This is a genomic window from Bordetella ansorpii, from assembly GCF_900078705.1.
GTDB classification, from domain to species: Bacteria; Pseudomonadota; Gammaproteobacteria; order Burkholderiales; family Burkholderiaceae_B; genus Bordetella; species Bordetella ansorpii_A.
The window spans coordinates 34,719-58,248 of record NZ_FKIF01000006.1 but is presented as its reverse complement, the minus strand read 5'-3'; the positions used below and the strand labels follow the sequence as shown (position 1 = coordinate 58,248).

The 23,530-nt window shown below is 67.7% G+C and carries 25 protein-coding genes; 14 read left to right on the top strand and 11 right to left on the bottom strand.

Annotation, left to right across the window (positions count from 1 at the left end):
- Positions 1-143 precede the first annotated feature (143 nt).
- Positions 144-563 (top strand): ferric iron uptake transcriptional regulator, encoded by a 420-nt coding sequence (gene fur, locus A6745_RS10620; RefSeq protein ID WP_066126758.1) that lies wholly within the window; start codon positions 144-146, stop codon positions 561-563.
- A 73-nt stretch (positions 564-636) separates the two neighbouring features.
- Here fur and A6745_RS10615 read toward each other — a convergent pair whose 3' ends face one another.
- From A6745_RS10615 to A6745_RS10595, 5 genes are all read right to left on the bottom strand, one after another.
- Positions 637-1,365, bottom strand: coding sequence for an amino acid ABC transporter ATP-binding protein (locus A6745_RS10615; RefSeq protein WP_066126756.1), 729 nt, complete (start codon positions 1,363-1,365; stop codon positions 637-639).
- Entirely contained in the window at positions 1,346-2,002 is a 657-nt protein-coding gene (locus tag A6745_RS10610) for an amino acid ABC transporter permease (RefSeq protein ID WP_066126754.1), read from the bottom strand. Before A6745_RS10610 ends, A6745_RS10615 begins: the two co-directional genes overlap by 20 nt.
- The gene (locus A6745_RS10605; RefSeq protein WP_066126752.1) at positions 1,999-2,667 is read right to left on the bottom strand and encodes an amino acid ABC transporter permease; all 669 of its coding nucleotides are present in this window, start codon (positions 2,665-2,667) and stop codon (positions 1,999-2,001) included. The genes A6745_RS10610 and A6745_RS10605 overlap by 4 nt, the downstream gene beginning before the upstream one ends.
- Before the next feature lie 13 nt (positions 2,668-2,680).
- Complete coding sequence (locus A6745_RS10600) at positions 2,681-3,463, bottom strand: transporter substrate-binding domain-containing protein (protein ID WP_066126750.1); 783 nt, start codon at positions 3,461-3,463, stop codon at positions 2,681-2,683.
- A gap of 203 nt (positions 3,464-3,666) precedes the next feature.
- Complete coding sequence (locus tag A6745_RS10595; protein WP_066126747.1) at positions 3,667-4,362, bottom strand: GntR family transcriptional regulator; 696 nt, start codon at positions 4,360-4,362, stop codon at positions 3,667-3,669.
- A 131-nt stretch (positions 4,363-4,493) separates the two neighbouring features.
- On the opposite strand from A6745_RS10595, the gene A6745_RS10590 reads away from it, so the two are divergent.
- Positions 4,494-5,750, top strand: coding sequence for a M20/M25/M40 family metallo-hydrolase (locus tag A6745_RS10590; RefSeq protein ID WP_066126745.1), 1,257 nt, complete (start codon positions 4,494-4,496; stop codon positions 5,748-5,750).
- Positions 5,751-5,832: 82 nt separating this feature from the next.
- Here A6745_RS10590 and A6745_RS10585 read toward each other — a convergent pair whose 3' ends face one another.
- From A6745_RS10585 to A6745_RS10565, 5 genes are all read right to left on the bottom strand, one after another.
- Positions 5,833-7,089, bottom strand: a complete 1,257-nt coding sequence (locus A6745_RS10585; RefSeq protein ID WP_066126743.1) for an allantoate amidohydrolase — start codon at positions 7,087-7,089, stop codon at positions 5,833-5,835.
- A gap of 110 nt (positions 7,090-7,199) precedes the next feature.
- Positions 7,200-8,858, bottom strand: coding sequence for a DNA repair protein RecN (recN, locus tag A6745_RS10580; protein WP_066126739.1), 1,659 nt, complete (start codon positions 8,856-8,858; stop codon positions 7,200-7,202).
- A gap of 15 nt (positions 8,859-8,873) precedes the next feature.
- The gene (locus A6745_RS10575) at positions 8,874-9,773 is read right to left on the bottom strand and encodes an NAD kinase (RefSeq protein ID WP_066126737.1); all 900 of its coding nucleotides are present in this window, start codon (positions 9,771-9,773) and stop codon (positions 8,874-8,876) included.
- A 204-nt stretch (positions 9,774-9,977) separates the two neighbouring features.
- Positions 9,978-10,505, bottom strand: coding sequence for a cytochrome b (locus A6745_RS10570; RefSeq protein ID WP_066126735.1), 528 nt, complete (start codon positions 10,503-10,505; stop codon positions 9,978-9,980).
- The gene (locus A6745_RS10565) at positions 10,502-11,581 is read right to left on the bottom strand and encodes a catalase family peroxidase (protein ID WP_066126733.1); all 1,080 of its coding nucleotides are present in this window, start codon (positions 11,579-11,581) and stop codon (positions 10,502-10,504) included. Before A6745_RS10565 ends, A6745_RS10570 begins: the two co-directional genes overlap by 4 nt.
- A 174-nt stretch (positions 11,582-11,755) precedes the next feature.
- Here A6745_RS10565 and A6745_RS10560 point away from each other — a divergent pair, with 174 nt between their 5' ends.
- The 11 genes from A6745_RS10560 (at position 11,756) to A6745_RS10510 (ending at position 21,841) form a co-directional block, all read left to right on the top strand.
- Complete coding sequence (locus tag A6745_RS10560) at positions 11,756-12,271, top strand: sigma-70 family RNA polymerase sigma factor (RefSeq protein WP_066126731.1); 516 nt, start codon at positions 11,756-11,758, stop codon at positions 12,269-12,271.
- Positions 12,268-13,026, top strand: coding sequence for an anti-sigma factor family protein (locus A6745_RS10555; protein WP_066126729.1), 759 nt, complete (start codon positions 12,268-12,270; stop codon positions 13,024-13,026). Before A6745_RS10560 ends, A6745_RS10555 begins: the two co-directional genes overlap by 4 nt.
- A 108-nt stretch (positions 13,027-13,134) precedes the next feature.
- Positions 13,135-14,142 carry a heat-inducible transcriptional repressor HrcA gene (gene hrcA / locus A6745_RS10550; RefSeq protein ID WP_066126726.1) on the top strand — a complete coding sequence of 336 codons (1,008 nt, stop codon included), beginning with the start codon at positions 13,135-13,137 and terminating at the stop codon, positions 14,140-14,142.
- Between the two features lie 59 nt (positions 14,143-14,201).
- Positions 14,202-15,302 carry a ferrochelatase gene (gene hemH, locus A6745_RS10545; RefSeq protein WP_066126722.1) on the top strand — a complete coding sequence of 367 codons (1,101 nt, stop codon included), beginning with the start codon at positions 14,202-14,204 and terminating at the stop codon, positions 15,300-15,302.
- A gap of 166 nt (positions 15,303-15,468) precedes the next feature.
- Positions 15,469-15,699: a hypothetical protein gene (locus tag A6745_RS10540; RefSeq protein WP_066126719.1), complete on the top strand. Its 231-nt coding sequence runs from the start codon at positions 15,469-15,471 to the stop codon at positions 15,697-15,699.
- A 159-nt stretch (positions 15,700-15,858) separates the two neighbouring features.
- On the top strand, positions 15,859-16,419 hold the full coding sequence (grpE, locus tag A6745_RS10535) for a nucleotide exchange factor GrpE (protein WP_066126718.1): 561 nt from the start codon (positions 15,859-15,861) through the stop codon (positions 16,417-16,419).
- Positions 16,420-16,447: 28 nt separating this feature from the next.
- Positions 16,448-16,873 (top strand): thioredoxin family protein, encoded by a 426-nt coding sequence (locus tag A6745_RS10530; RefSeq protein ID WP_066126716.1) that lies wholly within the window; start codon positions 16,448-16,450, stop codon positions 16,871-16,873.
- 72 nt (positions 16,874-16,945) lie between these two features.
- Positions 16,946-18,868: a molecular chaperone DnaK gene (gene dnaK / locus A6745_RS10525; RefSeq protein ID WP_066126714.1), complete on the top strand. Its 1,923-nt coding sequence runs from the start codon at positions 16,946-16,948 to the stop codon at positions 18,866-18,868.
- A gap of 106 nt (positions 18,869-18,974) precedes the next feature.
- Entirely contained in the window at positions 18,975-20,111 is a 1,137-nt protein-coding gene (gene dnaJ, locus A6745_RS10520) for a molecular chaperone DnaJ (protein WP_066126710.1), read from the top strand.
- Between the two features lie 179 nt (positions 20,112-20,290).
- Complete coding sequence (locus A6745_RS10515; protein ID WP_066126709.1) at positions 20,291-20,713, top strand: CopG family transcriptional regulator; 423 nt, start codon at positions 20,291-20,293, stop codon at positions 20,711-20,713.
- A 24-nt stretch (positions 20,714-20,737) separates the two neighbouring features.
- Positions 20,738-21,841, top strand: a complete 1,104-nt coding sequence (locus A6745_RS10510) for an extracellular catalytic domain type 1 short-chain-length polyhydroxyalkanoate depolymerase (RefSeq protein ID WP_066126706.1) — start codon at positions 20,738-20,740, stop codon at positions 21,839-21,841.
- Positions 21,842-21,888: 47 nt separating this feature from the next.
- Here the strand turns inward: A6745_RS10510 and A6745_RS10505 are convergent, their stop codons facing one another.
- Complete coding sequence (locus A6745_RS10505) at positions 21,889-22,527, bottom strand: TetR/AcrR family transcriptional regulator (RefSeq protein WP_066126703.1); 639 nt, start codon at positions 22,525-22,527, stop codon at positions 21,889-21,891.
- An 87-nt stretch (positions 22,528-22,614) separates the two neighbouring features.
- On the opposite strand from A6745_RS10505, the gene A6745_RS10500 reads away from it, so the two are divergent.
- The gene (locus tag A6745_RS10500) at positions 22,615-23,490 is read left to right on the top strand and encodes an aldo/keto reductase family oxidoreductase (protein WP_066126700.1); all 876 of its coding nucleotides are present in this window, start codon (positions 22,615-22,617) and stop codon (positions 23,488-23,490) included.
- Positions 23,491-23,530 lie beyond the last annotated feature (40 nt).

The window sequence follows — 23,530 nt, the reverse complement described above, 5'->3', positions numbered from 1 at the left end:
TTGAGAAACGAACAAAACCGTTATCATAAAGGTTTCAAGAAGATAGTTCCGTGTAGCGGCGACAAGATGGCCGGCGGGTGTAGCGAGGCCGGCCGGTTTCTGCGTCCCGGGGTCCGGCTTCTGCCTACGGATAGCGAGCACACATGACCGACCAAAGCGACCTGAAAAACATGGGCCTGAAGGCGACGTTCCCGCGCCTGAAGATCCTCGATATCTTCCGCAAGTCGGACGAGCGCCACCTCAGCGCAGAGGACGTCTATCGCGCCCTGATTGCCGAGAACGTCGAGATCGGCCTGGCTACCGTCTACCGGGTGCTCACCCAGTTCGAGCAGGCCGGCATCCTCAGCCGCAGCCAATTCGACACCGGCAAGGCTGTCTTCGAACTGAACGACGGCGATCATCACGATCACCTCATCTGCACCAACTGCGGCGTGGTGGTCGAGTTCTCGGACAACGAGATCGAGAAGCGCCAGCACAAGATCGCCAAGGACAACGGCTTCGCGCTGGAAAGCCACGCGATGGTCTTGTACGGCATCTGCGGCAACTGCCAGAAAACCCGCTGAAGTCAGAAAGCCGGCCAAGTGCCGGCTTTTTCATGGGCACGCCTGGGCCGCGCCCGTGGCGCCGCCCCAGGCGTCAGCCGTGCAATCCCAGAAACTGCCGCAGTTCCGCGGTGCGCGGCTGCACGAACAGCTCTGCCGGCGGGCCGGATTCGTGGATCCGGCCTTCGTGCATGAACACCACCCGGTCGCACACGTCGCGCGCGAAGCGCATCTCGTGCGTCACCATCAGCAAGGTCATGCCGTCGGCCGCCAGTGCGCGCACCACGCTCAGCACCTCGCTGACCAGCTCCGGGTCCAGCGCCGACGTGATCTCGTCGCACAGCAGCGCCATCGGCTGCATGGCCAGGGCGCGCGCGATCGCCACGCGCTGCTGCTGGCCGCCCGACAGCTCGGCGGGCCAGGCGTCGAAACGGTGCCCCAGGCCCACGCGTTCCAGCATGGTCTGCGCCAGTTCGCGGGCTTCTTCCTGCTTGATCTTCTTGCCCACCATGGGCGCCAGCATGACGTTCTTGCCCACGGTCAGGTGGGGGAAAAGATTGAACTGCTGGAAGATCATGCCCACCTTCAGGCGCAGCCGCCGCAACTGCATTTCCGTGTCGCCCAGGGTCGCGTCGGCCACCATGATGGCGCCGCCGTCGAGCGATTCCAGGCCATTGATACAGCGCAGCAGCGTGCTCTTGCCCGAGCCGCTCTTGCCGATGATGGCGATGACCTCGCCGGGCTCCACGCGCAGCGTGATGCCCTTGAGCACTTCGTGCTGGCCATAGCGTTTGCGGACGTCTTCAAGGGCGATGAGGGGCATGCAGTTTCCTTTCCAGTCGAAGGGCCAGGCGGGACAGGGGCCAGCACAGCACGAAGTACAGCAGCGCCGTGTAGGCGTATACGCCGAAGGGCTGGAACGTCGCGTTCACGATGATGGTGCTGGCCTTGGAGAGTTCGGTGAAGCCGATGATGGAGGTCAGGGCCGTGCCCTTGACGATCTGCACGGCGAAGCCCACCGTGGGCGCCACCGCGATGCGCAGCGCCTGGGGCAGGATCACGTGGCGCATCTGCTGGGCATAGCCCAGCGCCAGGCTGGCCGAGGCCTCCCATTGCCCCTTGGGAATCGCCTCGACACAGCCGCGCCAGATCTCGGCCAGGAAGGCGGCGGACCACAGGATGAGCGCGGCGCCCGCCGCCAGCCAGGCCGGCACCTCCAGTCCCAGCAACGCCAGGCCGAAGAAGGCCAGGAACAACTGCATCAGCAGCGGCGTACCCTGGAACAGCTCGATGTAGGCGGTGGCGGCCCGGCGCAGCACCGGCATGTGCGAGGTGCGCAGCATCAGCACCGCCAGGCCAAGCACCGCGCCGCCCACGAAGGCCGCCAGCGACAGCAGCACGGTCCAGCGCGCCGCCATCAGCAGGTTGCGGACGATGTCCCATTGCGAGAATTCGATCATCGTGCGGGACTCCGGAACAGGCGCCGGCCAAGCTCGCGCAGGGCCTGGCGCAGCAGCAGCGACAGCACCAGATAGATGGCCGTGGCGACGAAATAGGCCTCGAAGGCGCGGAAGTTGCGCGATTGGATGAAGTTCGCCGCGAAGCTCAGCTCCTCGACCGCGATCTGCGAGCATACGGCCGAGCCCAGCATGACGATGACGAGCTGCGAGGACAGGGCCGGCCAGATGCGGGCCATCGCCGGCGCCAGCACGATGTGGCGGAAGATCTGCGCGCGCGACAGCGCCAGGCTGGCGCCGGCCTCGTACTGGCCGCGCGGCGTGGCGTCGATCCCCGCGCGGATGATCTCGGCGCTGTAGGCGCCCAGGTTGATGACCATGGCCAGGCAGGCGGCAGGCAACTCGCCCATCTGCACGCCGATGGCCGGCAGGCCGAAGAAGATGAAGAAGAGCTGGATCAGGAAGGGCGTGTTCCGGATCAGCTCGATGTAGGCCACGACGGGCGCGCGCAACCAGGCCGGGGCCGCGGTACGCGCCCAGGCGCATGCCAGGCCCAGCGCGATACCACCCACGCCGCCCACGGCGATCAGCAGCAGGGTCAGGCCCACGCCGCGCAGCAGCGCCGGCCAGTAGTCGAGGATGGCCCCGAAGGCGAATGCGTAGTCCACGCGCGCCTCGGTCCTACAGTTGCGCCGGCAGGGGCTCGCCCAGCCACTTCACCGCGATGGCGTTCAACGAACCATCCTTCTTGGCCTGGGCCAGGATCTCGTTGACCTTGGCCTGCAGCGCGGACTGGCCCTTGTTCAGGCCGATGTAGCACGGCGAGTTCTTGATGAGGAACTTGGTCTCGGGCTTCTTCGGCGGCTTCCTGGCCAGGATGGCGGCGGCGACCACATTGCCGGTGGCGACCAGTTGCACCTGTCCGGACAGGAAGGCGGTGATGGTGCCGTTGTTGTCCTCGTAGCGGCGGATCGTCGCCGACTCGGGGGCGATCTTGGACAGCTCGATGTCCTCGACCGAACCGCGCGTCACGCCGACGACCTTGCCGGCCAGGTCGCCGGCCTTCTCGGCCTTGATGTCGGCGGGACCGAACACGCCGTTGAAGAAGGGCGCGTAGGCGTCCGAGAAGTCGATGGCCTTCTCGCGTTCAGGATTCTTGCCCAGGCTGGAGATGACCAGATCGACCTTGTTCGTCTGCAGATAGGGCACGCGGTTGGCGCTGGTGACCGGCACCAGTTCGAGCTTCACGCCCAGGCTCTTGGCGATGAGGGCGGCGGTGTCGATGTCGTAGCCCTGCGGCTTGAGATCGACGGTGACCGAGCCGAACGGCGGGAAATCCTGGGGCACGGCGATCCTGATCGTGCCGGCTTTCTGGATGTCCTGCAGGGCATCGGCACGGGCAAGGGGGCTTGCCAGCATCGCCACGGCGGCGAGGGAAGACAGCAGCAGGGTTCTGCGCAGCATGGAGGTTCTCCTGAGTGGCCTCTATTTATGCACACCAATACGGTATACAAAACTACTCAAGCAATCGCTATGCCAGGCTGGTTGCGCGGGGCCGCGCCCGGTATCTCCACGCAGGGATGCGCGGTGGCGGAGGCATCGTGGTGCGTTCGCGCGCCACGCTGGTGCGGCCGCGCCCCATCGTGGGGCGGGCCACAGGGCGTCGTTCAGGTCAGCAGGGCCAGCACCAGATCGGCGTCGCCATCCTTGGCCTGGTCGCTGAAGTCGAGCGCTTCCTCGACGTGGTGCAGGTGTTCGAGCATCAGCGCCACCGCGCGTTCGACGTCGCCCTCCTTGGCCGCGCCGAGAAAGGCGTGGTGTTCGTCGGACGAACAGGCGGCGTCCAGCGTGGATTGGTATAGCGCGGTGATGACCGCGCTGCGGGCCGACAGGTCGCGCAGCATTTCCGTCAGCACGGAATTGCCGACGACCTCGGCCAGCAGAATGTGGAAGTCCGACAGCAGGGTGTTGCGCAGGCGGGCATCCGTGCCGCCGATGGCCCGCCGCTCCTGGCGCAGGTGCTGCTCCAGCCGGCGGTAGTCGGCAGGCTTGGCCCGGGCCACGAATTCGCGCGCCAGCGCGGCTTCCAGGATGCGCCGTACCGAGAAGACCTCGCGGGCCTCGTTGATGCTGGGCTTGCTGACGAAGGCGCCCTTGTCGGGCACCGTGCGGATCAGCTTGTCCTTGGACAGCATGAGCAGGGCCGCGCGCACTTTGGTGCGGCTGACGCCATAGGCGCGGGCCAGGGCTTCCTCGCGCAGGCGGGCGCCGGCGGGCAGGCGGCGGTCGACGATGGCCGACGCGATGTCCTGCGCGATCTGCTCGGCGCTGGCGTCGGAGGGGGGAGTGGGGCGGTCAGTCATGCCGCCTAGTCTAACCAAAATTGTGAAACCACTATTGAATACAAAATTTCCATCCAATATAGTGGTGGGATTCCTGCCGCCGCACGCGTGGCGGCCTGCCATCGCCCCGGTCCTCCCGTCTCCGCCATCCCATGTCCTCTTCCCTTCCCGCGCGCATCGAATCCTTCCTGGCCAGCGAGCATGACAGGCAGGTCGCGTTCCTGTCCGAACTCGTCCGCGTGCCTTCCGACAATCCTGGCGGCGACTGCGCGCCGCATGCCGAACACGTGCGCGAGCGGCTGTCGGGCCTGGGGCTGCCGGTCGAGGCTTACCCGGTGCCCGCCGAACAGGTGCGCGCCGCGGGCATGATCTCGGCGACCAATCTGGTCGTGCGCGTGCCGTTCGGCCCGGGCGGTCCCACCATCGCCCTTAATGCGCATGGCGACGTCGTTCCGCCGGGACAGGGCTGGCGGCACGATCCCTATGGCGCGCGCATCGAGCAGGATCCGGAACACGGCCCCGTCATGTATGGCCGTGGCGTGGCGGTGTCCAAGTCCGACTTCGCCACCTATACCTGGGCCGTGCTGGCGCTGCTGCATGCGCAGGCCCAGGGGGCCGCCTTGCGCGGCACGGTCGAACTGCACTTCACCTACGACGAGGAGACCGGTGGCGAGATCGGCCCGGCGCTGCTGCTGTCCCAGGGCATCAGTCGCCCCGACTATGCGATCTCCGCCGGCTTCGCCTATGGCATCACGTCCGCGCACAACGGCTGCCTGCATCTCGAAGTGACGGTCAGCGGCAGGCAGGCGCATGCCGCCATGCCGCACACGGGCGTGGACGCGCTCGAGGCCGCCACCCACATCCTGCGCGCGCTGTACGATTTCCGCGGGCAATTGGCCCAGAAGCGTTCGGCCACGCCCGGCATCGACACGCCCGGACTGACCGTGGGCCTGATCCAGGGCGGCATCAATACCAACGTGGTGCCCGACCGCGTGGTGTTCCGGCTGGATCGCCGCATGATTCCCGAAGAGGCCGGCCACGACGCGCAGGCCGAGCTTCGCGGCATCATCGAAGCCGCCGCCGCCCAGCGTCCGGGCATCTCGGTGGAGATCCGGCCGGTGCTGCAGGCCAGCCCGCTGGCGGAACTGCCGGGCGCGCGTGCGCTGATCGATGCCCTGCGCAAGCACGCCGGCGAGGTGCTCGGCTGCGACATCCCCGTGCATGGCGTGCCGCTGTACACCGATGCCCGCCACTACATGCAGGCGGGCATTCCGACGGTGCTGTATGGCGCGGGGCCGCGAACCATCATGGAAGCGCGCGGGCACAATTCGGATGAGAACCTGAGGTTGAACGACCTGGCGCGGGCCACGCGCGTCGTGGCGCTGACGCTGGCCGACCTGATGGCGTGATGGGCCGCGCGCTACCTCGCCACACGTTCTGCATGCGTGCGCCGCGGTAGCTGCCCGAGTATGTGCCGGCGCTGAGGTAGCGCTACGCGCTTTTGCCCTGGGCCAGAAGGAAGGCATGGGCCGTGCTCAGGCCCACGGCGACATCCGCGGCCTCGACGGTTTCCAGAGGATGATGGCTGATGCCGCCCGCGCCGCAGCGGATGAACAGCATGCTGACGGGCGCAATCCTGGCGATCATCATGGCATCGTGTCCGGCGCCCGACAGCAATTCATGCGCGGGCACGCCTTGCGCCGCGACCGCCTCGCGCCAGGCCGCGCGTCCCGCGTCATCGCAGGCCACGGCAGGCGCGCGCAGCAGTTCTTCCGATTGCCAGGCCACGCCGCGGCGACCGCAGGCCCGCGCGATGCAGGCGTCGATGTCCGCCAGCGCGGCGTCCCGCACCGCATCCTCGGCGGCGCGCACGTCCAGGCTGAGGCGGCAGGCGCCCGGGATGACATTGATCGATCCGCCCGGCACTTCCAATTGCCCTACCGTACCGACCAGCCCGGGTTCCTGTCCGCAGCGCGATTCGACATACAGCGCGATCTCGGCCGCCGCGCAGGCGGCATCGCGGCGCAGCGACATGGGGGTGGTGCCGGCATGGCCGGCCAGCCCGGTCAGCGTCAGGCGGCGGCGTACGCTGCCTGCGATCGCGGTGACCACGCCGACGGGCAGGTCCCGGTCCAGCAGTACGGGACCCTGTTCGATGTGGATCTCGAAGTAATGCGCCAGGCGGCTGGCGTCGGTGGCGGCCCGCGCGATGCCATCCGGGTCGCGGCCGGCGTCCTGCATGGCTGTCCGAAGCGTGGTGCCGGCGGCATCGGTGGCCTGCATCAGCGCGCCATCGAAATGGCCGGCATAAGCCGACGACCCCAGGAAGGTGCTGCCGAAGCGCACGCCCTCTTCGTCGGCGAAGGCCACGACTTCGAGGTCGTGGGGCAGGCGCAGCCCCTGCGCGGACAGGTCCGCGACCAGCCCGATGCCCATGAGGATGCCCAGCCTGCCATCGTACTTGCCGCCATTGCGCACGGTGTCGTAATGGCTGCCCGTGACCAGGCAGGCGGCGGGCGCCGGGCCGGGACGCGCCAGGTAGCGGCCCACCACGTTGCCGATGGCGTCGATGCGCACGCTGTCGCAGCCTGCCTCGCGCATCCATGCCGCCAACTGGCCGGCCACGGCCTGGTGCGCGGCGCCCAGGTAGGTGCAGGTCAATTCGCCGGCAATGTCGGTGTGCCGGCCCAGGATGTCGGCGCGCGCCAGGATCTGCTGGGCGGCGTGAAGAGCGCGTTCGGGCGTCATGTCGAGGAAGGCGAAGGGCAGGGGAACAAAAGCATTAAACAATAATGCACAAATTTTGTATACAGAACAATCCAGGCCGCCCGGCGGCCCGGTCCTAGCGCCTGATGTCCTTATACGGGTTCGGACACGCCCAACATCTCGCGCGCGTGGTTGCGCGTGGTGTCGGTGATGGTGACGCCGCCCAGCATGCGCGCCAGTTCCTCGATGCGCGCGTCGGGGGCCAGCTCGGTGATCTGCGAACGCGTGGTGCCGTTCGACTCGCTCTTGCTGACCCGGTATTGCGTGTTGCCGCAGGCCGCGACCTGCGGCAGGTGGGTCACGCACAGCACCTGGTGGCGTTCGCCCAGTTCGCGCAGCAGCTTGCCGACCACCTCGGCCACCGCGCCGCCCACGCCGCTGTCGACTTCGTCGAAGATCAGCGTGGGGACGCGCGCGGCGCGGCTGGCGATGACCGACAGCGCCAGCGAGATACGCGACAGTTCACCGCCCGACGCCGCCTTGGCCAGCGAACGCGGCGTGGTGCCGGCGTGGCCGGCCACGCGGAACTCGACCGTTTCGCTGCCTTGCGCGGACGGGGCGGCCTCGGCCAGCGCGGCGACGAAAGTGCCGCCCTGCATGGCCAGCGTCTGCATGGCCTGGCTGACTTCCCTGCCCAGTTCCTTCGCGATCTTCTGGCGCGCGGCGGTGAGCTTGGCGGCCGCGGCCGTGTAGGCCGCCTGGGCCACGCCGGCCTGCGCACGCAACGCCTCGATGTCGCCCGCGGCCTGCATCTCGTCCAGCCGGGCATGCAGGCTGTCGCGCAGCGCCGGCAGCTCCTCGGGCGTGGTCTTGAACTTGCGGGCCGTCTCGAACACCGCGCCCATGCGCGTCTCGACGTCGGCCAGCCGCTGCGGATCCAGTTCGACCTTGGAGATGTAGTTGTTCAGGTCGGACACGGCCTCGCCGATGGCGATCTCGGCCGATTCCAGTTCGTCGCACAGCCCCTTCAGCGCGGGATCGTGCCGCATCATCTGCTGCGTGCGCTGCAGCGCCACGCCGACGCGGTGCCGCGCGGAATCGTCCTCGCCGTCCAGCGCCTCGAGCACCTGGCCCGCGTCGTCCAGCAGCGACTGGGCATGCGCCAGGCGGGTGTGCTCGCCCTGCAGGCTGTCCCATTCGTCGGGCGCGAGGGCCAGGGCGTCGAGTTCGTCGGCCTGCCATTGCACGCGTTCGCGGTCGGCGGCCAGCTTGCCGGCATCCTGTTCGGCCGTTTCCAGCTGGCGCTGCAGATTGCGCCAGTGCTTCCAGGCCTGCGCCACCTTGTGCCGCAGTTCGACGTGGCCGCCATGGGCGTCCAGCAGGTCGCGCTGGGCGTCGGGGCGCATCAGGCTCTGGTGGGCGTGCTGGCCGTGGATGTCGACCAGGTGCTCGCCCAGGTCGCGCAGCAGGGTCACGGTGACGGGCGTGCCGTTCAGGTAGGCGCGGCTGCGGCCTTGCGCGTCGATGACGCGGCGCAGGGCCAGCTCGGGGCCCTCTGCGTCCAGGTCACGCTCGGTCAGCCATTCCTTCAAATGGCTGGGCGTGTCGAACACCGCCGTGATGTCGGCGCGCGCCGCGCCTTCGCGCAGCATGCTGGCGTCGCCGCGTTCCCCCAGCGCCAGGGCCAGCGCGTCGATCAGGATGGATTTGCCGGCCCCGGTCTCGCCGGAGAACACGGTGAAGCCGGAGCCGAAGTGGATCTCGGTTTCTTCGACAATGACGAAGTCTCGGATGTGCAGGGTGCGCAGCATGGCGGGCGCGTGTGGCTATTCAACGTTATCGGTGGCCTGCGGCATCAAGTTCCAATGCAGCTTGCGGCGCAGGGTGGAGAAGAAGCTGTAGCCCTCGGGGTGCACGAAGCGCACGGTATGCGGGGCGCGCTGCACGGTGATGCGGTCACCGGGCTGCAGGTCGGACCAGGTCTGCATGTCGAAATGCACGCTGGCGCCGACCTCGACGCGGCCCATGGCCACCAGGGTCATGCTGAGCACGCCCGTGTCGGGGATGACGATGGGCCGGTTCGACAGGGTCTGCGGGGCCACCGGCACCAGCACCATGGCATTGAGGCCCGGGTGCAGCAGGGGGCCGTTGGCCGACAGCGAGTAGGCGGTGGAGCCCGTGGGCGTGGCCACGATCAGGCCGTCGGCGCGCTGCGCATACATGAAGGCGTCGTCGAGCTCGACGCGCACCTCGATCATGCCGCCGCGTCCGGCGCGGTTCAGCACCACGTCGTTCAGCGCCGAGGCCGAGACCATCTGCTGCTCGCCGCGCCAGACGCTGCCCTGCAGCATCATGCGGTCCTCGATGCTGTAGTTGCCTTCGAGCACGCGGTTGAGCGCGGCGTGGGCGTCCTGCACGGGGATGTCGGTGATGAAGCCGAGCCGGCCATGGTTGATGCCGACCAGCGGCACGCCATAGGGAGCCAGGTGGCGCGCGGCGCCCAGCACCGTGCCGTCGCCGCCCATGACCACGGCCAGCGAGGCGCTGCGGCCGATTTCCTGCAGGTCGGCGACAGGGTACTCGCGCACCTGCGTGTTTTGGGCGGTGTCCGCCTCGATCAGCACCTTGCGGCCTGCCTGCGTGATGGCGTTGGCCAGCGCGCGCAACGGGCCGTCCAGGCCGCTGTCCTGGTGCCTGCCGATCAGGGCGACGGTGGGAAAATGCATGGTGGAGGTCTGTATATGTATTGGTATGGGAAAAGCGAGCGCGCCTGACGATTATAGGGGGCCGTTCGTGGCGGACGCAGGAGAAAAGTCTCCCTTGCGCCGCCCTGGCCGCCGTGCTTCCCATTTCCCCACGGCCCATGGCGGCGCCGCGTCATCCTTCCACCTTGCGCGGGCACCGGCGCGCCCGGCCCCGATTTCCTCCCGTTACTTGCCGGCCATCGACTTCAGCACGCCGTCCCGGCGGATCAGGCCGTGGTACAGCGCGGCCGCGAAGTGGGCCACGAAGGTCGCGAAGAACAGGTACGCCAGCCAGCGGTGCGCGTGGCGCAGCCAGGCGAACAGCACCGGATCCGCCGGGGCGATGGCGGGCAATTGCACGCCCGCGCCCAGCATGATGGGATAGCCGCCCGCCGACTGCATGGCCCAGCCGATCAGGGGCATGGCGATCATCAATGCGTACAGCGCGAGGTGCGAGCCATGCGCGGCCAGCCGCTGCCAGGCCGGCAGGTCCCCGGGCAACGCGGGCGCAGGCGAGCGCCACCGCACGGCAAGCCGGATACAGGCCAGCGCCAATACCGCGATGCCCAGGGGCAGGTGGATGGAGACCAGCGCCGTGTGCCGTTCCGATACCGACGCCGTCATCCCCACGCCGATGAACAGCATGGCGATGATCATCGCCGCCATGAGCCAGTGCAGTAGCCGCGCGGGCAGGCTGAAAGTCGTCTTCATCATCGTTTCTCCGATTGCATGCGGGCGGCGCCGGGGATGCCGGCTTCTTCGCTGGTGCGCCGCAGGTAGGAATCCGCATAGGCGGCCGAACGGGCGGCCAGCAGCGGATCGGCCGAGGCCTGCATGCCGCGCGGCAGGACGGTCGGGTCATAGTTGACGTCGCGGCAGGGGCCGCTGTCCTGGGCCGTGACGGTATCGAGCACCAGCACGCCCGCATCGATCGTGGTGCGTTGCGCGGGCCAGCTCCGGGTGGCGTCGTCGACGGGATCATCGGCGGCCGCCAGGGTGAACAGCAGTTTCCAGCGTTGCGGGCCGGCGGCGATGCGGCGCGACAGGTCTTCCTGCAGGACGTTCGCGTCGCCGGCGGTGGCCACGCTGCCGGGCGCGGCGGCCTGTTCCGGTTCCACGCGCCAGCGGACCGCCTGGCGCCTGCCCTGCGCATTCACCAGATAGAACGCATTCAGCGAGTAATACGTTTCGGTGGCATAGCTGGCGCTGGGCTTGGCCTGCTTCACCCAGGCCAGGAACGCGCCCATCTCGGGATGGCCGCCGACGAAGGCCTTGAGTTTTTCGGGGTCGGGCTTGCCGGTCTTGGGATCGGGGCGGCTGGCCAGCGCCTGTTCGTAGAACGCCTGGGGCGTCGCAAGCGGAAAGACGGGCATGCTGTTCATGCCGGTGCGCCATTGCTGCCCGTCGGGCGCGGTCAGCCGCAACGCCAGGCTGCGGATCGGCACGCTGTTGTCCGGGGCGTACGGATTGCCGCCTGGCAGGGCGAAGCGGCCGACCACGGGCGTGCGGGTGGCCTGGAAGAAGGGCGCGCTGGAATAGGCGCTGGCCGCGCCGTTGCCCTCGAAATAGCCGCTGACGCAAACCCCCTTGGCATGATTGCGCCGATAGCCGGGATGCTGGCCACCATTGGCCTGCAAGGCGTCGACCACCTTTTCCGGTGTCAGCCGCTGGGGCGCCAGCCAGCCGCCGACGTAGCCGAAGGCGGCCGTCACGCCCGCCACCGCCACGCCGATCGCCACCCAGCGCATGGCGTTGCGCGGGCTGCTTTGTCCTGAAGACGGTTGCTCCATGTGAATCCACTCCCGGGCCGCAGGCCCTGTGTCGAATAGACGTGGGACGCGGCCCGGCGGCTTTTATTCCAGACAGAGTTTCCTGGCGGGCGAGGGAATAAGCGGGCGGCGGCGGCGTCTTACACTTCCGATGGCGCACCCTCCCTGCTGCGTCCCCCTGGGTATCCGACGGCCATGTCATCCTTCGATCTCGACGACCAACTGCGGGAGCTGATTCCGCGGCTGCGCCGCTTCGCGCTCTGGCTGACGCGCGACGTCCATGCCGCCGACGACCTGGTGCAGTCGACGCTGGAGCGCGCCCTGTCGCACTGGGCCAGCCGGCGCGAGGAAGACGCCCTGCGCAGTTGGCTCTTCACCATCCTGTACCGGCGCTTCCTGGACAGCCAGCGCAGCGCCAAGCGCTATGCATGGCTGCTGGGCCGCCTGCACGAACCCGGGGAGCCGCATTGGCCGTCCGCCGAGGACGTGGCCGTGGTCCGGGGCACGCTGGAGGCCTTCGGCCATCTTCCCGAACCGCAGCGCACCCTGCTGCTGCTGGTCGCCGTCGAGGGCTACAGCTACCAGGAGGTCTCCGATCTGCTGGGCATCCCCATCGGCACGGTGATGTCGCGCCTGTCGCGCGCCCGCGCCGCCTTGCGCCAACTGGACAATGGCAAGCGCGCCGCCCCTTTACTCCGAGTGATGAAATGAACCAGCCCCCCAGTGACGACACGCTGCATGCCTATGTGGATGGCCTGCTGGACGAACCGGCGAGGCGGGCCGTCGAACAGTTCCTGGCCGGCGATCCGGAGCGCGCAGCGCAGGTGCGGCAGTGGCAGCGGCAGACGCACGATCTGCGTGCGGCGCTGGCAGGCATGCCGCTGCCCCCCGACAATCCTGCCCTGGACCCCGTGGCCATTCGCGCCCGGCGCGGCCAGCGCGTCCGGGCCCGGCTGGCCCTGGCCGCGTCCCTGGCCGTGTGCCTGACGCTGGGCGCCATGGGGGGGTGGCAGGCGCGCGGCTGGCAGGCCACCGCCCGCGTCTCCCTGCCGATGAGCGATGCCATCGCCGCCTACAAGCTCATGGTGTCCGATCGCGGCGCCCGGGTGGACGTCGCGGCGTCGAGTGTTCCGGCCCTGCAGGCCTGGGTGGACCGCAGCATGGGCAAGTCGGCACGGCTGCCCGATCTGGCCGGCGCCGGATTCACCCCTGTGGGCGGACGGTTGTTCGCCACGGAAAGCGGGGCGGCGGCGATGATCCTGTATCAGGACGCGGACGGCCAGGTGCTGAGCTTCTATCTGCGGCCGCCCGAGTCGCCGCTGCGGATGCTGCCCCGGGGGGAGCGGGCCGACGGCGGGCTGCTGACGCGCTACGGGTCGCTGCAGGGCGTGCTGTATGCGGTGGTGGGGCCTGCGGACAGCGTGGCCCGGCAGGCCGTCGCCAGCGCCCTGGGCGACGGCATCTGACGCCCTCCGGAGCCTTCCCGCCGGGCTTGCCGGCCAATGAAACCGCGGGTCGCGGCGTGTCCGGCGCAAAAGTCGGCGCGTTTCAAAAAGATTCCCTAAAATAGGGGGATGGATGATCGCGCACGCGCACTGCTCAAAGCGTTGATAGAACGCTATATCGCCGACGGGCAGCCTGTCGGTTCGCGCACGCTGTCCAAAGTCTTCGACCTGTCGCCGGCCACCATCCGCAACGTCATGGCCGACCTCGAAGACCAGGGCCTGATCCACAGCCCCCATACCTCGGCCGGGCGCGTGCCCACGCCGCGCGGCTACCGCATGTTCGTCGACTCGCTGCTGGCCGTGCGCGCCTACCAGTTGCACCAGCCCAGCGTCAGCGACATGCTGCCCATGTCCGACCCGGCCCGCGCGGTCAACGCCGCGGCCGCGCTGCTGTCCAATCTCAGCCAGTTCGCCGGCGTGGTGCTCACGCCCAAGCGGTCGCAGGTGTTTCGCCAGATCGAGTTCATCCGCCTGTCCGAGCGCCGGGTGCTGCTGATCATCGTCACGCCCGACGGCGACGTGCAGAACCGCATCCTGGCCGCCCAGCGCGACTACACCGATGCCGAACTGACCGAGGCCGGCAATTTCTTCAATGTGCATTTCTCGGGCAAGTCCTTCGACGCGGTGCGCCGCACGCTGTCGACCGAACTGGCGCAACTGCGCGAAGACATCTCCAAGCTGATGCAGGCGGCCGTCGAGGCCAGCGCCGAGGCCGCCGACGATGGCGATGCCGTGGTCATCTCCGGCGAGCGCAAGCTGCTGGACGTCACCGACATCGCGTCCGACATGGACCGGCTGCGCAAGATGTTCTCCCTTTTCGAGCAGAAGACCGACCTGCTGCAATTGCTGGACGTCTCCAGCCGCGCGCAGGGCGTGCAGATCTACATCGGCGGCGATTCGCAACTGGTGCCATTCGAAGAGGTCTCGGTGATCACCGCGCCGTATGGAGTCGATGGCAAGGTGGTGGGCACGCTGGGGGTCATCGGCCCCACGCGCATGGCCTACGAGCGGGTCATTCCCATCGTCGACATCACGGCGCGGCTGCTGTCCAACGCACTGAGCCATAACCACCCGTAAAAATCCATTCAACACGACAAACGGCTTGCGCCGCGGGCGAGCCGCCATAGGGGGTGTGTGTGTTCCTACGCTTGTTCAAGTATTTGTGGCCCGAGCGATTCCTGCCCGAGGCGCCGGCCCAGGTCGACCTGTTCGACGAGAATCCGCCCATCACCGGACCGGGCCGGGTCGGCGTCCTGCTGCTGAACCTGGGCACGCCCGACACCCCGTCCAGGGGCGACATCCGCAAGTACCTGCGCGAGTTCCTGTCCGATCCGCGCGTCATCGAGATCCCGCGCTATCTCTGGAAGCCCATCCTGCACTGCCTGGTGCTGACGCTGCGGCCAAAGAAGCTCGAGCCGCGCTATCGCGGCATCTGGATGGATGGCGGTTCGCCGCTGATGGTCTACAGCCGCCAGCAGGCCGACGGTGTGGCCCAGGCGCTGCGCGAGCGTGGCCGCGACGTCGAGGTCGAGCTGGCCATGCGCTATGGCAACCCCTCGGTTCCCGACGCGGTGGCGGCGCTGCGCAAGCGTGGCTGCGAACATATCCTGGCCGTGCCGCTGTACCCGCAGTACGCCGCCAGCACCACCGCCACCGCGGTCGATGCCGTCAGCGCGCATGCCGCGCGGCTGCGCGACCAGCCGGCGCTGCGCTTCATCAAGCGTTTCCATACCGATCCGGGCTACATCGGCGCCCTGGCCGAGCGCATCGAGTCGCACTGGCAGGCCAACGGCCGGCCGCAACTGCTGCTGCTCAGCTTTCACGGCCTGCCGCGCTATTCCATCGAGCTGGGCGACCCGTATTACCGCGACTGCATGCAGACGGCGCAATTGCTGCGCGAGCGCCTGGGCCTGTCGGCCGGGCAGATGGAAGTCACGTTCCAGAGCCGCTTCGGATCGGCGCGCTGGCTCGAGCCGTATACCGAGCCCACCCTGAAGGAGCTGGCGCGCCGCGGCATCACGTCGGTGGACGTGGCCTGCCCGGGGTTCGTGGCCGACTGCCTGGAGACCCTGGAAGAAATCAACCAGGAATGCCGGCATGCCTTCCTGGAGGCGGGCGGCAAGCAGTTCCGCTACATTCCGGCCCTGAACGACAGCCCGGCCTGGACGGCGGCGCTGACGGACATCGTCGACGCGAACCTGCAAGGCTGGCCGGTCGCGCCGGGCCAGGGCCGGTAAAGCGGGGCCAGGGCCGGTAAAGCGGGGCCGGAAGACTTCTGCGGCGGCATGCCGCCCCGGGGCGAGCCGGGCGGCGTTTGCACGGGCGCCCAGAGGCCGAGGCATGCTTCTTGCTGCGCAATGCAGGCTCGCGAGCTTTCTCGCAGGTTAAACCAGGAGGCTGCGTATGACGACCAAGCAGAAATCCCACCCCCGTACAGGCGAAAAGGATCCGCTCGAGCGCGAGCTGGATGACGCCCTGGACGACACCTTTCCGGCCAGCGATCCCGTCTCGATCGACACCGGCAAGGACCCCGAAGACCGCAAGACCGGCCATGACCAGTCGGTAGACGAGGCCCTCGAAGACACTTTCCCCGCCAGCGACCCGGCGGCCCCGTCCCAACCCGGCAAGCAGTAACGGCCATTCCGCCAGGACCGGCCGGGTGGCGCTCCGGCCCCGCTTTTGCCCCGGAATACGCCACCCCACCTCGATTTTCTTTCAAGACCGGACTTGAAACAGGGGCATTCGTCCCCATCGTGCTGGGCGACCCCATCGAAACACTTTCCGGAGGACCCCATGACGGCACCCCAAGAGCCTGTCGATTCCACCCCTGAGCAAGCCGGTGAAGCCGCTGCCGCCCCGGCGCTGGACAGCGTCGAGGCCCTGCAGGCCGAGATCGCCGCGCTGCGCGCCGAGCTCGACGCCGCCCAGGCAGCCCAGAAGGCGGCCCAGGAACAGACCCTGCGCGCCATGGCCGAAGGTGAGAACGTGCGCCGCCGAGCCCAGGAAGACGTGTCCAAGGCCCGCAAGTTCGGCATCGAGTCGTTCGCCGAAAGCCTGGTGCCGGTCAAGGACAGCCTGGAGGCGGCGCTGGCCCAGCCCGAACAAACCGTCGAAAACCTGCGTGAAGGCGTCGAAGTGACCCTGAAGCAGCTGTCGTCCGCCTTCGAGCGCAACATGCTCAAGGACATCGCGCCGGCCCAGGGTGACAAGTTCGATCCGCATCAGCACCAGGCCATTTCGTCGGTGCCCGCCGAGCAGCCCGCCAATACGGTGGTGCAACTGCTGCAGAAGGGCTACGCCATCGCCGACCGTACCCTGCGCCCCGCGCTGGTCGTGGTCGCCGCCGGCAACTGATCGGACCCGGGCCAACGCGATCCCCACCATGGGCAACGCCTCCTTCGATCCCTCGCAGGTCTTCGACCTGTTCGGCATGCGGCACGTCAGCCATGCCGACTTCGACGCTGCCGTCGCGCAAGCGCCGGGGGACGATCTGCGGTGCGTGTTCCTGTGGGGCCAGGACTGTTACAACTGCAATCTGTTCAAGCAGACGGCATTGTTGCACCAGGACGCGCTGCTGGCCCTGGGCCTGACCTGGTTCGAGGCCGACGTGTACGCCGACGAGCCCCTGGGCCGCCGGTTCGGCCTGCATGGCGTGCCCACCTTCGTGCTGTACCGGGCGGGCAAGCGGCTGGGCCGGATCACCGGCTGGCCGGGCCTGCCGCGGTTCACGGAGGCGGTCAGGCGGCAACAGGCCGGGGCGGCAGGCGGGTCGCCAGCACTTGAAAACCCTGCAGGCGACCCCAGTTAGGCTGGGACCGAGTTTTTCGACGGGTTTTTACCAACTCTTCGCATTCCAGAATTTCATTCAAGGCAACCTACCATGAGCAAAATCATTGGCATCGACCTGGGCACGACCAACAGCTGCGTCGCTGTGCTGGACGGCGGTCAGGTCAAGATCATCGAAAACGCCGAAGGCGCCCGCACGACGCCTTCCATCATCGCCTACATGGACGATGAAACCCTGGTGGGCGCGCCGGCCAAGCGCCAGGCCGTCACCAACCCGCGCAACACCCTGTACGCCGTCAAGCGCCTGATCGGCCGCAAGTTCGAAGAGAAGGCCGTGCAGAAGGACATCGACCTGATGCCCTACACCATCACCCGCGCTGACAACGGCGACGCCTGGGTCGAAGTGCGCGGCAAGAAGATGGCCCCCCCGCAGGTGTCGGCCGAAGTGCTGCGCAAGATGAAGAAGACCGCCGAGGACTACCTGGGCGAGGAAGTGACCGAGGCCGTCATCACGGTGCCGGCCTATTTCAACGACAGCCAGCGCCAGGCCACCAAGGACGCCGGCCGCATCGCCGGCCTGGAAGTCAAGCGCATCATCAACGAACCCACCGCCGCCGCGCTGGCGTTCGGCCTGGACAAGACCGAGAAGGGCGACCGCAAGATCGCCGTCTATGACCTGGGTGGCGGCACGTTCGACGTGTCCATCATCGAAATCGCCGACGTCGATGGCGAGAAGCAGTTCGAAGTGCTGTCGACCAACGGCGACACCTTCCTGGGCGGCGAAGACTTCGACCAGCGCATCATCGACTACATCATCGGCGAGTTCAAGAAGGAACAGGGCGTCGACCTGTCCAAGGACGTGCTGGCCCTGCAGCGCCTGAAGGAAGCCGCCGAAAAGGCCAAGATCGAGCTGTCCTCCAGCCAGCAGACCGAGATCAACCTGCCGTACATCACGGCCGACGCCTCGGGCCCGAAGCACCTGAACCTGAAGGTCACCCGCGCCAAGCTGGAAGCCCTGGTCGAAGAGCTGATCGAGCGCACCATCGAGCCGTGCCGCATCGCCATCAAGGACGCCGGCGTCAAGGTTTCCGACATCGACGACGTCATCCTGGTCGGCGGCATGACGCGCATGCCCAAGGTGCAGGACAAGGTCAAGGAATTCTTCGGCAAGGAGCCGCGCAAGGACGTCAACCCCGATGAGGCCGTCGCCGCCGGCGCCGCCATCCAGGGTTCCGTGCTGTCGGGCGACCGCAAGGACGTGCTGCTGCTGGACGTCACCCCGTTGTCCCTGGGTATCGAGACCCTGGGCGGCGTGATGACCAAGATGATCCAGAAGAACACCACGATCCCGACCCGCTTCTCGCAGACCTTCTCCACCGCCGACGACAACCAGCCGGCCGTGACCATCAAGGTCTTCCAGGGCGAGCGCGAGATCGCCGCCGGCAACAAGGGCCTGGGCGAGTTCAACCTGGAAGGCATCCCGCCGGCGCCGCGCGGCGTGCCGCAGATCGAGGTCACGTTCGACATCGACGCCAACGGCATCCTGCACGTGTCGGCCAAGGACAAGGGCACGGGCAAGGAAAACAAGATCACCATCAAGGCCAACTCGGGTCTGTCGGAAGACGAGATCCAGCGCATGGTGAAGGACGCCGAGGCCAATGCGGAAGAAGACCACCGCATCGCCGAGCTGGCCCAGACGCGCAACCAGGCCGATGCCCTGGTGCATGCCACCCGCAAGTCGCTGACCGAATACGGCGACAAGCTGGAGGCCTCCGAGAAGGAAACCATCGAGGCGGCCATCAAGGAAGTCGAAGACGCGCTGAAGGACGGCGACAAGGCCCAGCTCGACGCCAAGGTCGAGGCCCTGTCCACCGCTTCGCAGAAGTTGGGCGAAAAGATGTACGCTGACGCCCAGGCCTCGCAGCAGGCAGCCTCGCAACAGGCCGCCGACAACGCGAAGCCGGCCGACGACAATGTCGTCGACGCCGACTTCAAGGAAGTCAAGCGCGACCAGTAAGGCGCGCCGCGCACGCACCCGCCCGGTAGCCGGAAAATCCGCCTACCGGGCGGGCTCGTTTAAGACGGACCTGGAATAGCGCTCCTTCCGGAGCCCATCGGACCATATGGCAAAACGCGACTATTACGAGATTCTTGGTGTCGCCAAGAACGCCTCGGACGAAGAACTGAAGAAGGCCTACCGGAAGCTGGCCATGAAATACCATCCGGACCGCAATCCGGACAGCAAGGACGCCGAGGAGAAGTTCAAGGAAGCCAAGGAAGCCTACGAGATCCTTGGCGACGAACAGAAACGGGCGGCCTACGACCGCTACGGCCATGCCGGCGTCGATCCCAATGCCGCGGGCATGGGCGGGGCGGGCGGCATGGGCGGCGGCTTCGCGGATGCGTTCGGCGACATCTTCGGCGAGATCTTCGGCGGCGCTGCCGGCGGTGGCCGCCGGGGTGGCGGTCCGCAGGTGTATCGCGGCGCCGACCTGAAGTATTCGCTGGAGATCACGCTGGAGCAGGCCGCGGCCGGTTTCGACACCGAGATCCGCGTGCCCAGTTGGGAGAACTGCGACACCTGCCATGGCTCCGGCGCCAAGCCGGGCACTTCGCCCAAGACCTGCCGCACCTGCAATGGCGCGGGCGCCGTGCGCATGCAGCAAGGTTTCTTCAGCGTGCAGCAGACCTGCCCGACCTGCCACGGCAGCGGCAAGGAAATCACCGATCCGTGCCCCGCCTGCGATGGCGTGGGCCGCATCCGCAAGAACAAGACGCTGCAGGTGAAGATTCCCGCCGGCATCGACGACGGCATGCGCATCCGTTCCAGCGGCAACGGCGAGCCGGGCATCAACGGCGGGCCTCCGGGCGACCTGTACGTCGAGATCCACCTGAAGCAGCACAAGATCTTCCAGCGCGATGGGGATGACCTGCATTGCGAACTGACGATTCCGTTCACCACGGCGGCGTTGGGCGGCGACCTGCAGGTGCCCACGCTGGGCGGGAAGGCCGAGATCCAGATTCCCGAGGGTACGCAGTCCGGCAAGACGTTCCGGTTGCGTGGCAAGGGGATTCGCGGCGTGCGTGCCGGGTATCCGGGCGATCTGTATTGCCACGTGGTGGTCGAGACGCCGGTGCGCCTGAGCGACGAGCAGAAATCGATCCTGCGCCAGTTCGAGGCTTCGCTGAATGATGGCGGCGATCGTCATTCGCCGCAGAGCAAGTCGTGGACGGATCGGGTGAAGGAGTTCTTCAGCTGACCGCCTCGGCCTTCCCATGAAGGCGCGATGGACGAGCCCGTTTTGCCCAGTGTCTGGCCCGTGGAGGGATTCCTTCATGCCAGGCGTCGGCAAGACGGGCTTTTTTCTTTGGATGGTCAAGATGAATGGTGGAAAAATAATCCACTTACCATCCAAGTGGATGGTGTTATGATGTTTTCATGCCGCCACCCACTCCCGCCCTTGCTTCCGCTTCCAAGCCTGCCGATGAGAAGGTCACGATCAACCTGGGTTACGTCGACCTGGGCCAGATAGACCTGTTGGTCCAGGAAGGCTTCTACGCGAACCGCACCGATCTGATCCGCACCGCTATCCGCAACCAGTTGGCCGCGCACGGCGACGCCGTACGCCAGGCCGTCAGCCGCAAGACGTTGGTCCTGGGCATCCAGCATTACCGCGCCGAGGACCTGCTGGCGGTGCAGGCAAGAGGCGAGATGCTGCAGATCCGGGTGCTGGGGCTGGCGACGATCGCCCCGGATGTCACGCCGGAACTGGCGCTCGCCACCATCGAATCCCTGACGGTCCTGGGCGCCCTGCATGCCAGCGCCGCCGTCAAGGCCGCCTTGCGTTCTCGCATTCGCTGAACGCGCTCGCCGAAAAGGTATTTCATGCACCCTGATTTCCAGCAGTTCATGCAGCAGGCCGCCCGGCTTACTCAGTCGGGGGATCTGCGCGCCGCCACGGCCGCGATCCAGGCCGCGTTGCGCGGCCTCGCGCCCACGGCCGGCGACGTCCGCGAGGACGCCGACGTCATTGACGTCGAGGCCGTCGAGATCCCGGCGTCCGCCGCCTCGTCCAGCGCAGGGGCGGCGCGCGACGAGAGCGCCGCCGCGCCCGTGCGCACCTCCAGCCAGCCTGGCGATACGTTCACTGCGGGATCGTTCCGCAACTCGGTCGGACTGCGGCATTACAAGCTCTACGTGCCGCCCAACGCGGACGGCCAGTCCTTGCCGCTGGTGGTCATGCTGCATGGCTGCACGCAGGATGCCGACGATTTTGCCGCCGGCACCGCCATGAACGATGCTGCGCGGGCTCAGGGCTTCTATGTGCTGTATCCCATCCAGTCGCGGGAGGCCAATCCCCAGAGGTGCTGGAACTGGTTCAAGCACAATCACCAGCGCGCGGACCGCGGCGAGCCGGCCATTCTGGCGGGCATGACGCGTTCGGTCATGGAAGCGCACGCCATCGATCCCCAGCGTGTCTATGTGGCCGGCCTGTCCGCGGGCGGGGCGATGGCCGCCATCCTGGCTGGCGCCTATCCCGGCCTGTATGCCGCGGCCGGCGTGCACTCCGGCCTGGCGCCGGGCGTCGCGTCGGACCTGCCCTCGGCGCTGGCCGCGATGAAAGGCGGGGGCGCCAACGAGCCCGCTCGCACGGGTAGCGGCGTGCCGACGATCGTGTTCCACGGCGACCGCGATGCCACCGTGCATCCCAGCAATGCCCAGGCGGTGGCGGTGGCCAGCGCCGGTTCGTCCGCCCAGGTCCGGACCGATCGCGTGGCGGGCTCGAACCGCCTGCGCCAGAGTGTCCGGCACACCTATCGCAACGCTGCGGGAGACGTTGTCGCCGAACGCTGGGAGATCCATGGCGCGGGGCACGCCTGGGCTGGCGGCACGAACAGCGGTTCTTATACGGATCCGGCGGGGCCGGATGCCACGGGCGAGATGTTGCGGTTCTTCTTCGCACGGACGGTGGGCGGCAGGCAGGGCTGAGCCCGTGACACTGTTCTTTCGATGTCTTCCGACGGATTCATGCGTTTCTACGGTCGTATCTTGGCTTCGCGCTGCAGATACCCCAGGCACAGCGATTCGATGTGATGAGGCAAGGCACGCACCAGCCTGGCCGGCGCCTTGCCCTCTATCACCGCCAGGATGGGGCCGGTCATGGCGGTGCTGAACATATAGGCTGCCGTGGGCAGGTCTTCCAGCACGGCATCCCGGGCCGTGGCCAGCATGTCGGCCAGCAGCGTGCGGTGGCGCTGCTGCGCACGGTGCACCAGTTCCCGCGTCTCCAGTTCGCCCGCCAGGGCATAGAGGGCGCGGCCTTCTTCGAGGTGTTCCGTCTTGGCGTGGACGAAGGCGCGCACCACCGCCCTGACCATGTCCGCCAGCGGCTGTCCGTGCGAGGACAGGCAGGCCTGTTCGACCGCATCGCCTATCCTGACCAGATGCCGCTCCAGCACCGAGTACAGCAGCGCCTGCTTGTTCGGGTAGTACTGGTACAGCGAACCCACCGACACGCCGGCGCGGTCGGCCACGCGTATCGTGGTCAGCTTCTGCAGGCCGTCCGCCAGCAAAACCTGAATAGTGGCCTCGAAAATGGCATCCACCGTGGCCTGGGAACGGGCCTGGCGCGGCTGTTTGCGGGGCTTCAGCGTGGATTCGGCGTGCGCGTCCATATGCGAATTTTCAATGTGAAGGATTGTTCATATTATGAACCCCTGACGCGCTGAACGCCTTTCAGCGATTTCCACCAGGAGTTCCGCATGACTGAAGCCACCCGCGCCGGTACCTACAAGCTGGGCGACCTGAGCGTTGCCCGCATGGGCTATGGCGCCATGCAGTTGGCCGGCCCGCACGTCTTCGGCCCGCCCAAGGACCGCGCCGCCGCCATCGCGGTGTTGCGCGCCGCGATCGACAGCGGCATCAACCACATCGACACCAGCGACTTCTACGGCCCGCACGTCACCAACCAGATCATCCGCGAGGCGCTGCACCCGTACCGCGACGACCTGGTCATCGTGACCAAGGTGGGGGCCAGGCGCGGCGAGGATGCCTCGTGGAATCCGGCGCTGTCGCCCGAGGCGTTGACGGCGGCCGTGCATGACAATCTGCGCAACCTGGGGCTGGACGTCCTGGACGTGGTGAACCTGCGTCTGATGTTCGATGTGGCGGGACCGGCGGAAGGCGACATCGAGCCGCTGCTGGCACCGTTGATCGAACTGCGGCGCAAGGGCCTGATCCGCCATCTGGGCCTGAGCAACGCCACGCCTGCCCAGGTGGCACAGGCCCGGGGCCTGGCCGACATTGTCTGCGTGCAGAACATGTACAACCTGGCGCATCGCGGTGACGATGCCCTGGTCGACAGCCTGGAGCAGGCGGGAATCGCCTACGTCCCGTTCTTCCCGCTCGGCGGGTTTTCGCCGTTGCAATCGTCGATCCTGAACGACGTGGCGGCGCGGTTGAGCGCCACGCCGATGCAGGTGGCGCAGGCATGGCTGTTGCAGCGGGCGCCGAACGTGTTGTTGATCCCGGGCACGTCGTCCGTCGACCACCTGAGGCAGAACGTGGCGGCGGCCGGCCTGGCGCTGCCGCCCGAGGCCGTCATGGCCCTGGATGGCATCGGCGCCGCCGCACGGTAGCCCGCCCGGACCAGGCGGTTCGGCCACGGGCCGCCTGCCG

What these genes read in the sequence shown, in the direction of transcription:
- fur (WP_066126758.1), top strand. Translation starts at nt 144, where the DNA reads ATGACCGACCAAAGCGACCTGAAAAACATGGGCCTGAAGGCGACGTTC.
- A6745_RS10615 (WP_066126756.1), bottom strand. Translation starts at nt 1,365, where the DNA reads ATGCCCCTCATCGCCCTTGAAGACGTCCGCAAACGCTATGGCCAGCAC.
- A6745_RS10610 (WP_066126754.1), bottom strand. Translation starts at nt 2,002, where the DNA reads ATGATCGAATTCTCGCAATGGGACATCGTCCGCAACCTGCTGATGGCG.
- A6745_RS10600 (WP_066126750.1), bottom strand. Translation starts at nt 3,463, where the DNA reads ATGCTGCGCAGAACCCTGCTGCTGTCTTCCCTCGCCGCCGTGGCGATG.
- A6745_RS10595 (WP_066126747.1), bottom strand. Translation starts at nt 4,362, where the DNA reads ATGACTGACCGCCCCACTCCCCCCTCCGACGCCAGCGCCGAGCAGATC.
- A6745_RS10590 (WP_066126745.1), top strand. Translation starts at nt 4,494, where the DNA reads ATGTCCTCTTCCCTTCCCGCGCGCATCGAATCCTTCCTGGCCAGCGAG.
- A6745_RS10585 (WP_066126743.1), bottom strand. Translation starts at nt 7,089, where the DNA reads ATGACGCCCGAACGCGCTCTTCACGCCGCCCAGCAGATCCTGGCGCGC.
- recN (WP_066126739.1), bottom strand. Translation starts at nt 8,858, where the DNA reads ATGCTGCGCACCCTGCACATCCGAGACTTCGTCATTGTCGAAGAAACC.
- A6745_RS10575 (WP_066126737.1), bottom strand. Translation starts at nt 9,773, where the DNA reads ATGCATTTTCCCACCGTCGCCCTGATCGGCAGGCACCAGGACAGCGGC.
- A6745_RS10570 (WP_066126735.1), bottom strand. Translation starts at nt 10,505, where the DNA reads ATGATGAAGACGACTTTCAGCCTGCCCGCGCGGCTACTGCACTGGCTC.
- A6745_RS10565 (WP_066126733.1), bottom strand. Translation starts at nt 11,581, where the DNA reads ATGGAGCAACCGTCTTCAGGACAAAGCAGCCCGCGCAACGCCATGCGC.
- A6745_RS10560 (WP_066126731.1), top strand. Translation starts at nt 11,756, where the DNA reads ATGTCATCCTTCGATCTCGACGACCAACTGCGGGAGCTGATTCCGCGG.
- A6745_RS10555 (WP_066126729.1), top strand. Translation starts at nt 12,268, where the DNA reads ATGAACCAGCCCCCCAGTGACGACACGCTGCATGCCTATGTGGATGGC.
- hrcA (WP_066126726.1), top strand. Translation starts at nt 13,135, where the DNA reads ATGGATGATCGCGCACGCGCACTGCTCAAAGCGTTGATAGAACGCTAT.
- A6745_RS10540 (WP_066126719.1), top strand. Translation starts at nt 15,469, where the DNA reads ATGACGACCAAGCAGAAATCCCACCCCCGTACAGGCGAAAAGGATCCG.
- grpE (WP_066126718.1), top strand. Translation starts at nt 15,859, where the DNA reads ATGACGGCACCCCAAGAGCCTGTCGATTCCACCCCTGAGCAAGCCGGT.
- A6745_RS10530 (WP_066126716.1), top strand. Translation starts at nt 16,448, where the DNA reads ATGGGCAACGCCTCCTTCGATCCCTCGCAGGTCTTCGACCTGTTCGGC.
- dnaK (WP_066126714.1), top strand. Translation starts at nt 16,946, where the DNA reads ATGAGCAAAATCATTGGCATCGACCTGGGCACGACCAACAGCTGCGTC.
- dnaJ (WP_066126710.1), top strand. Translation starts at nt 18,975, where the DNA reads ATGGCAAAACGCGACTATTACGAGATTCTTGGTGTCGCCAAGAACGCC.
- A6745_RS10515 (WP_066126709.1), top strand. Translation starts at nt 20,291, where the DNA reads ATGCCGCCACCCACTCCCGCCCTTGCTTCCGCTTCCAAGCCTGCCGAT.
- A6745_RS10510 (WP_066126706.1), top strand. Translation starts at nt 20,738, where the DNA reads ATGCACCCTGATTTCCAGCAGTTCATGCAGCAGGCCGCCCGGCTTACT.
- A6745_RS10505 (WP_066126703.1), bottom strand. Translation starts at nt 22,527, where the DNA reads ATGGACGCGCACGCCGAATCCACGCTGAAGCCCCGCAAACAGCCGCGC.
- A6745_RS10500 (WP_066126700.1), top strand. Translation starts at nt 22,615, where the DNA reads ATGACTGAAGCCACCCGCGCCGGTACCTACAAGCTGGGCGACCTGAGC.